At 56.6% G+C, this 8175-nt stretch carries 7 protein-coding genes; 2 read left to right on the plus strand and 5 right to left on the minus strand.

Features of this window, described 5'->3' with window-relative positions; translation table 11 throughout:
• Window positions 1-88: 88 nt before the first annotated feature.
• Window positions 89-1180 (minus strand): tRNA guanosine(34) transglycosylase Tgt, encoded by a 1092-nt coding sequence (gene tgt, locus VAE48_RS05120; protein WP_322792241.1) that lies wholly within the window; start codon window positions 1178-1180, stop codon window positions 89-91.
• 98 nt (window positions 1181-1278) lie between these two features.
• Between tgt and VAE48_RS05125 the strand changes: the two genes are divergently transcribed.
• Together VAE48_RS05125 and VAE48_RS05130 are read left to right on the plus strand one after the other, a co-directional pair.
• Complete coding sequence (locus tag VAE48_RS05125; protein ID WP_322792242.1) at window positions 1279-1614, plus strand: thioredoxin family protein; 336 nt, start codon at window positions 1279-1281, stop codon at window positions 1612-1614.
• Between the two features lie 100 nt (window positions 1615-1714).
• On the plus strand, window positions 1715-3589 hold the full coding sequence (locus tag VAE48_RS05130) for a S9 family peptidase (RefSeq protein ID WP_322792243.1): 1875 nt from the start codon (window positions 1715-1717) through the stop codon (window positions 3587-3589).
• Here the strand turns inward: VAE48_RS05130 and VAE48_RS05135 are convergent.
• The 4 genes from VAE48_RS05135 to VAE48_RS05150 form a co-directional block, all read right to left on the minus strand.
• A complete protein-coding gene (locus VAE48_RS05135; protein WP_322792244.1) occupies window positions 3586-5325 on the minus strand; it encodes a proline--tRNA ligase in 1740 nt (579 codons plus the stop codon). The two genes, VAE48_RS05130 and VAE48_RS05135, sit on opposite strands and share 4 nt — an antisense overlap.
• A gap of 26 nt (window positions 5326-5351) precedes the next feature.
• Window positions 5352-6248, minus strand: a complete 897-nt coding sequence (locus VAE48_RS05140) for a cation diffusion facilitator family transporter (protein WP_322792245.1) — start codon at window positions 6246-6248, stop codon at window positions 5352-5354.
• A 165-nt stretch (window positions 6249-6413) separates the two neighbouring features.
• Window positions 6414-7415: an ABC transporter substrate-binding protein gene (locus VAE48_RS05145; RefSeq protein ID WP_322792246.1), complete on the minus strand. Its 1002-nt coding sequence runs from the start codon at window positions 7413-7415 to the stop codon at window positions 6414-6416.
• 6 nt (window positions 7416-7421) lie between these two features.
• Window positions 7422-8175, minus strand: a 754-nt coding sequence (locus VAE48_RS05150) for an ABC transporter permease (RefSeq protein ID WP_322792247.1), incomplete at its 5' end; no start/stop codon positions are given.

Here is an 8175-nt window from a genome sequence, read left to right on the forward strand (position 1 = left end):
GATCAGGGTGCGAATCAGATCCGGATTTATCGAAGCGTAGCGCGGGTTAGCGCGCACGGCTTGCAGCAGGCTCTCGGTATCCAGCGGTTCATTCATGGGACATCCGGCGGATGCGCTCGGTTAACTGGGTCATGAAGCGCAAATTGTGCATGGTTGCCAGCCGCAGATACAGGCTGTCGTTTATTTTGAAGAGGTGACGTAAATAACCCAGGCTGTACTGCTGGCAGGTCGGGCAGTCGCACCATTGTGAAATCGGGCGGTTGGAGCGGGTGTGGCGCTCATCGTTGATGTAAAGATATTCCAGCCAGTCGCCGCTCAATCCACCGTCTTGACCGGGCGGGTTGACGAAGGTATATAACCGTCCGTGGCGGGCATCGCGGGTGGGCATGGCGCAGTCGAAAATGCCGTAACCCAATCGCCAGCCAGTCAAGATATTATGAGGGTGTCCAATTCCCAACGCGTGCAGAGGAAATTGAGGCGGCACCAGCTGGCGGGTGAATTCCAGTACTTCAGTCAACAGGCTGCCGGAGGAGTCCAGTGGCCAGCCGCCGAAGCCGTAGCCGTCAAAACCGATTTCCAAAAGGGCTTCAGCACAATGGCGGCGCAGGTCAAATTCACCGCCGCCTTGAATGACGGCAAAAATCAGCGGTTTTTGACCATCGGTCATTTTCTTTTGAGAAAGAAGGCCGTCAAATTCCCGGCGGGCACGTTTTGCCCACGTTATGGTGCGCTGGACGGAAAGTTCCTGCTCTGCGCGTGGAGCATCCACATGGGTACAATCATCCAGACAGATGACCACATCAGCGCCATAACTCAATTGCAGCTGGATGCTTTTTTCTGGAGTGAGCAGGAATTTACGCTGGCTGCCCTCCGGCTGAAAAGTGATTCCCCGTTCATCCATTTTGCCAAAACGCGGATTCTGGCGGATGAGTGAATAGGCTTGAAAACCCCCCGAATCGGTGAAAATGGGCTTGTCCCACGCGCTCATACGATGAAGTCCGCCCAATGCCTGAATAATGCCCGATCCGGGCTTTTGCATCAGGTGAAAGGCGTTCATCATCAGTGCTTCGATGCGGCAGGCATGCAGGTCACGCGAATCGACTGTGCGGACAACTGCCAGGGTTGCATCCGGCAAAAACACCGGAAATTGCAGTGCACCATGAGGGAGATGAAGATTCATTAAAAACAGGTTATCTTTTCGTAAAAAAATTCAGTTGATTTGAGATGTGCAGTATAATCAATCATACCATTAGTTCAAGCGGAGGTTAAAAAAAAGTAATGAAGACGATTGAATCTATCTCCGCACAGGAGTTTGAAGAACAGGTACTTCAGGCCGAAAAACCTGTGCTGGTTGAATTTGGAGCGGTGTGGTGCGGGCCGTGCAAACGAATGGAACCGGAACTGGCCCGCTTACGCGAGGAATGGGGTGAGCGGATGCAGATTTTATCCGTGGATGTGGACGAGGCATCCGACCTTGCCATGCAGTTCATGGTGTTGAGCGTGCCAACTCTGATTCTGTTTCAGAACGGAGAAGCGGTTAAGCGGGTGAGTGGTTTTCAACCTTTTCAGCGTTTGAAAGAATCCTTTGAACCTTATCTCACCCTCCAGCAATGAGAATTCCTTGAACCGGGGAGAAGAGGACTGCCAGAAAAGGCAGTCCTTTTTTATCCTGATGTCGGTTTTCCGGTAGAATTACATTGTCAGGAGGAAGAAAATGAGCCCTTCAAAACGCATTCAGGCTTTTGGTTTGTGGAGCAGCAGCATCAGCCCGAAGCGCATGGCGCAGCGGGCGCGATTGGAGGATGTCCAGTTTTCAGCGGATGGGGTGGTGTGGCTGGAAAGCCGCGGGAAACAAGGTCAACTGGTGCATCAGCCGTCAACCGGCGCGCGGCGAGATTTGTTGTTTGAGCATTCTGCACGCGGTGGAGTGGGCTACGGCGGTGGCGAATTCACTACCGGCGGGCGAAGCCTGTTTTTTGTGCAACACGGCCGCCAAATCATGCGCTATGATCTGGAAACAAGGGTTGTGCGTCCGGTGACACCGGCCTGGGGCGCCTTCAGCGCGCCGATGCTTTCGCCGGATGGGCAGTGGCTGGTTTTTGTCCATGAGGACGGCGATCGGGCTGCTTTGGGGCTGGTCGAGGCGGACGGCGGCTGGTTGATTCGGCTGGATCACAGAGCGGATTTCTATATGCAGCCGGCCTGGTCACCGGATGGCCGGCATCTGGCCTGGGTCGAATGGGATAACCCCAATATGCCCTGGGATGCCACACGGCTGGTGCTGGCGCAATTGAGCGGTGATGTGCCACAGGTTAGTGGGAAGCGGACTGTAGCGGGAGAAGATGTCCAAGGCGTATTCACTCAACCCTGTTTTTCACCGGATGGGCGCTGGCTGGCGTTTCTCGCCGGGACGGGGGAGTGGGACGATCTGGTGTTGTATGACTTAACCAGCGGTGAAAGACGGCTGGTATATCCCGCTCAGGGTTACCACTTGAGTACCCCAGCCTGGGTGCAGGGGCAGCGTACCTTGGGCTGGCTGCCGGACAGCCGGCGTTTGCTGGTGATTCGCAACCGCGCCGGGCTGGCCGAGTTGTGTCAGGTAGAAATTGAGAGCGGTAAGGTGCAGACCCTACCGGTAACGCCGTTTACCTGGCTGCGGCAGTTGAGCATCCACCCGTCCAGCGGTGAAGTTGTGCTTTTGGCTTCATCGCCGCGCCTTGCTGAGCGGGTTTTGCGCTGGGATGGGGCACGCTGGCATGAGGTTGCCTGTACAGATGCCTGGCTGCTGCCGGAGGTGTGGTTTTCGCAGCCGCAGGCAGTTGAGTGGCCTTTGCCGGGCGGCGGAGAAGCCTTCGGCTGGTTTTACTCACCGCAGAATCCGCACGCCGAGGGTGAGGGGCTGCCTCCACTGATTGTGCATGTTCACGGCGGGCCGACCTCGGCGGCTGTGCTGGATTTTCCGCGCGAAGCGGCATACTTCACCAGCCGCGGTTACGCCTGGCTGGAGGTCAATCACCGCGGCAGCAGCGGTTACGGCCGTACTTACCAGCAGGCTTTGAACGGTAGCTGGGGAGAAGCCGATGTCCTGGACACGGTCAGCGGGGCGCGTTACCTGGCTCAAAATGGCTGGGTAGACGGGGAACGTATGGCAGTGATGGGCGGCAGCGCGGGCGGTTTTAACGTTTTAAACTGCCTGGTACGGTATCCGGGCGTGTTTAAAGCCGGTGTGGCGCTTTATCCCGTCTCGGATCTGGTTGCGTTGGCGCGTGAAACCCATCGCTTTGAGCGTTATTACACCGACCGCTTGATCGCTCCGTTTCCACAGGGAGCTGCGCTTTACCGAAGGCGTTCACCGCTGTATCAGGCTGAACAGATTCGCGATGCCCTGGCGATCTTTCAAGGCGCAGAGGATAAAGCCGTGCCGCCTTCGCAAAGTGAGGCGATGATTAACCGCCTGCGCGAACTGGGTGTGCCCTACCTCTTCCGGCTTTATCCCGGTGAGGGGCACGGTTTCCGCGCGCCGGACACGATTGAGGACTTTTACCAGCAAACCGAGCGCTTTTTGCAGGATTACGTTTTGTTTGGTTAGAAACTGCCTGCATCTTTCAGCCGGGCGAGGCTTTCCTGAAGATACTCCAGTCCGCTTTCCAGCGGAATGGTGACTTTTTCTTCCTCTTTGCGCGCTTTGATTTCCAGTGTACGGTTTTCAAGGGTACGTTTGGAAACCGTAACGCGCAGGGGTATGCCGATCAGGTCAGCGTCGTTGAATTTGACGCCGGGGCTTTCATCACGGTCATCATACAATACTTCCAGACCGGCTGCCTGCATCTGAGTGTAGAATCGGTCCGCAAGCTGACGAACGGCTGCTGAGTCTTTGCCTCCCAGCAAAACCAGGTGTACCTCAAATGGGGCAACACTGATTGGCAGTTTGAGGCCCTTCTCGTCGTGGTAGGCTTCTGCCAGGCACCCCATCAGCCGCCCAACGCCAATGCCGTAAGAACCCATCACCACCGGCTTGACCTGACCGGCTTCATCCTGGAAGGTGCAGCCCATTGCCTCGGAGTAGGTCGTGCCCAGCTGAAATATGTTACCCACTTCGATCCCGCGTTCGGCGTGCAGGGCCGCCTCACATTGCGGGCAGGAGTCGCCTTCCCGTGCAGCGGTGAGGTCTGCGACCAACGGCGTGGTGTAATCTCTGCCGAAGTTGACGTTACGCAGGTGATAGTCTTCCTGATTTGCGCCAGCCACCAGATTGGGACAATGCGGGATCAAGTCATCTACCGCCACCAACACGTCGTGCAATCCAACCGGCGAGGCAAAGCCCGGCACTGCACCGCTGGCGCGGATTTCCTCCTCACTGGCTGGACGCAGATCAACCGCATGGAGCAGATTTGCCAGTTTGGTTTCGTTGAGTTCCATATCGCCGCGCACGATGGCCATCACCAGCCGTTCTCTGGACTGGTTGTTTTCGATCAGGGTGGCGGTGAGAAAGACGGCCTTGGCAGTTTTTGATTGGGGAATGTTCAAATATCGCGCCAGTGATTCGATGGTGCGGGTCTGGGGAGTGTGAACCTTCTCTATGGGGAGGGGGGCTTCAGGGGCGGGGCGGGGTTTGGTAAAGCGGGCAACCTGACGGTTGGCAGCATAACCGCATGAATCACACAGAATCAAGGTATCTTCGCCGATTGGGTTGAGGTACATGAATTCATGCGAAAGTTTTCCGCCCATCATGCCGCTGTCGGAAGCCACCGCAATCACCGGCAGACCGCAACGCTGAAAAATTCGGAAATAGGCCGCATAATGGGCATCATATTGTTTTTGCAGCCCGTCCCAGTCTGCATCCAGCGAGTAAGAATCCTTCATCACGAATTCACGTACCCGAATCAAACCGGCACGCGGGCGAGGGTCGTCGCGGAATTTGGTTTGAATTTGATAGATCAGGCGGGGCAACTGACGATGAGAACGAATTTCGCGGCGTACCAAATCCGCTACGGACTCTTCGTGGGTCATCGCCAGTACCAGATCGCGTTCGGCGCGGTCTTTGAAGCGTGCCAGTTCAGCGCCGATGCGATACCAGCGTCCGCTTTCTTTCCAGATTTCGGCGGGTAAGACCAGCGGCAGGCTGACTTCCTGTCCCCCGATGGCTTGCATCTCCTCGTGCAGGATGCGCTCGATTTTCCGCTGGACACGCAGACCCAGCGGCAGCGCAGCAAAGATGCCGGCCGCTACCTGGCGGATATAACCGGCGCGCAGCAAATAACCGTAACCGGGGGATTGAGCCTCAGCGGGGGTTTCGCGCAGGGTTTGTGAAAATAGTTCGGACATGCGCATGGCGGTTATCCTCTCCGGGGTTATTCCCAATCATCCGGTTCAAGGTGGACATAAGCGCGGTCAATTTCGGGCATGGCTTCCAGCCGGGCAATGATTTCGTCGGTGATGCGGTGCGATTCGGTCAGGGTGGTTTGCCCATCCACGTTGACGTGCAGGTCGGCAATCAGGCGCGGACCGGAGTAATCGGTCATCAGGTGATGAACGCGCAGCACGCCGGGGACGGAAGAAGCTGTCTCAATGATGCGCTGGCGCAGCTCCTCGGAAGCGCCGCCGCCAGTCAGAAAGTTGAGGTTTTCACGGGCAGCCAGAAATGCCGCGCGGAAAATCCATATTGCCACCGCAAAACCGGCAAGGGGGTCGGTGAGGGGGTGTACCAGTTTGGAACCAAATGCGCCAACAAAGGCTGCTGAGGAGGTCAGTACATCGCTGAGGTTGTCTTTGGCAGCCGTGTTGAGGGTGGGGCTGGTCAGCTTTTTGGCTGTGTTGCGGATGAAAAGGAACATGCCCACTTTGACCGCGGCGCTGAAGAGCAGGACAGCGGTGGGCAGGCCGGGTTCAATTGCCAGCCCGCCCTGTTGAAAGCGCACAAAAGAAGCCCGCAGAGCTTCATAACCGGCAAATGCCATTGAAAAGGAAATGAGGGTACCCACCAGCGGCTCGAAACGGCTGTGACCCTGCGGGTGGGAGAGATCTGGGGGGCGCTGGGCCAGATACAGCCCCAACACCATCATCACCGAATACAATACATCCGAGATGGAGTTCGCAGCGTCGGAATAAAGGGCAACTGACCCGGAAAAATATGCCGCAAGACTCTTTACCACGGCCAGCAGGACATTACCGCTTATGGTCACCAGTAAAGCGGAACGATACAAACGGTTTTCTGCAGGTTGAGGCGTGTAATCGCGTACCCAGCGCATATCCTCTCCACATAAAAAAGACCTCAAAGATGCTCTTGCCCCTGCCGAATAAGTCGGCTGGCACCTTTGAGGCTGATGACAAAGTATGTTGAAGGCTGCGTGCTCCGCCTGTGAGGCTTAGTTTACCATAAAACCGGCTGAAAGAAAGGATTTCGTGAGATTGCCTTACGGCAGCAATTCTGTTGTAAACACCCTTTCAACTTCCAGCGGCTGGATGATCCCTGCCTCAACCAGCATGTTAGTCAGGGCTGACCACTGTTCCAGCGTCTGCCAGCCGTAGCCGTGCTTTTCGGTGAGGGGATTTTTGGCGTCACGCAGTTCGGTTTCCAGCATGTAGCGCATGTGCTGTGGGTCAGCCTGTGGGCCGGTATATTTAAGAACGATCTCAACCGCCTCTGCGGGGTTTTCTTCGGCATAGCGAATGCCCTCCAGCGCAGCTTTGAGGAAACGGCGCAGGACTTCGGGTTGTTCTTGCAGGATGCTTTCGGTTGTGACGTAGGTCAACCCCAGTGTAGGTACGCCGTAATCGGCGGCATCCCAGAGAGTCAATTCATAGCCCCACGAGCGAATCAGGTACGGCTCGTTGGACTTGAATAGAGGGTAGACATCCACCTTGCCTTCGGTGAGGATGCGCGGGTCAAAACCGACATTCACCAGTGAAACTTTATCGGCATCCGCGCCGGCCGCTTTGAGCAAGGCAAACAGATCGGGCGGCGGTGTGCCTTTGTAACCAACCATTCGTCCTTCCCAGTCTTTCGGGGTTTGAATACCGGAAGAAGCCAGGGCGGCGTAGGCCTGCTGTCCGCGCTGACCAATCAGGGCAATCGAAACCAGCGGCAGACCCGGATCGGCGCGGCGCTGCAGGAGAACGGCGGCATCCTGTGTGGTTACCTGAATTTTGCCGGCGGTGAGCAGTTGGAGATGCTCACCCTGCCCGGCGGAATGTTCAATGGTGACATCCAGTCCCTCTCGCTGAAAGAATCCCTTTTCTTTGGCGACATAAGCGCCCACAAACGGCAGGTTGGCCTGAGGTTTGTAACCGGCCATGAAGGTCATGGACATTAGAGGCGGAACAGTTGGGGGCTGCGCCGTCAGCGGTGGTGCGCATGCAGCAAGCGCCAATAAGAAAATCATCCACAAGAGTAAAAATTGCCAGCGTTTCATCATCACCTCTCACAAGTCAGTTTGGGATTGCCAGAAAATGATCCGCCGTTCCAGCCAAGCGGTCAGGCGGTAGAGCGACATGCCAGCCGCGGCGAGGATAAAAATGGCCGCAAATAGAAAGGGCAGGTTAAGGTTGGTGTAGGCCAGCCACATCACCCGCCCCAATCCGCCGGATGCGCCAGTCCATTCGGCGACCACCGCACCGATCAACGAAAGCGGCGCGCTGATTTTCAGGGCGGCAAATAAATAGGGCAGCGCGCCCGGCGCGCGTAAGTGACAGAAGATTTCAGAGCGTGAAGCGTGCCAGGAGTGGAACAGTTCCAGATGATGAGAATCGGTTTTTTGAAGCCCGCTGAGCACGTTGACCAGCACGGGAAAAAAGGTCAACAGCGCGGTGATGAGAATTTTAGGCAGCACACCGAACCCCAGCCAGATGGTCAGCAGCGGAGCGATTGCAACCAGCGGGGTAGATTTGAGCAAAATGGCCAGGGTCATAACGCCGTCCTCCAAACCCGGCAGCAAAGTGAGCAGCGAGGCAATCAGTACCCCTGCCAGCACGCCGAGCAGCAAGCCGGCAAAGGCTTCTCCAAGGGTAATCAGGCTGGCGTTGGCATATAGACCGGGCTGCTCGATCAGGGTTCGTAAGATGCGGCTGGGCGCAGGCAGCAAATACACCGGTACGGCCAGCAGTTTGACCATCCCTTCCCACAGGATCAGGAAAAGCAGCACAATCAGCGCGGCGGTTTGTCCGCCGTTCAAGCGC

It is taken from the genome of Bellilinea sp., from assembly GCF_034432615.1.
In the GTDB taxonomy this organism is placed as follows: Bacteria; Chloroflexota; Anaerolineae; order Anaerolineales; family Anaerolineaceae; genus Bellilinea.

Excerpts from the sequence above, each read along its gene's own strand:
- VAE48_RS05135 (WP_322792244.1), bottom strand. The coding sequence starts at position 5,325 with ATGTCCGAACTATTTTCACAAACCCTGCGCGAAACCCCCGCTGAGGCT.
- VAE48_RS05130 (WP_322792243.1), top strand. The coding sequence starts at position 1,715 with ATGAGCCCTTCAAAACGCATTCAGGCTTTTGGTTTGTGGAGCAGCAGC.
- VAE48_RS05140 (WP_322792245.1), bottom strand. The coding sequence starts at position 6,248 with ATGCGCTGGGTACGCGATTACACGCCTCAACCTGCAGAAAACCGTTTG.
- tgt (WP_322792241.1), bottom strand. The coding sequence starts at position 1,180 with ATGAATCTTCATCTCCCTCATGGTGCACTGCAATTTCCGGTGTTTTTG.
- VAE48_RS05125 (WP_322792242.1), top strand. The coding sequence starts at position 1,279 with ATGAAGACGATTGAATCTATCTCCGCACAGGAGTTTGAAGAACAGGTA.
- VAE48_RS05145 (WP_322792246.1), bottom strand. The coding sequence starts at position 7,415 with ATGATGAAACGCTGGCAATTTTTACTCTTGTGGATGATTTTCTTATTG.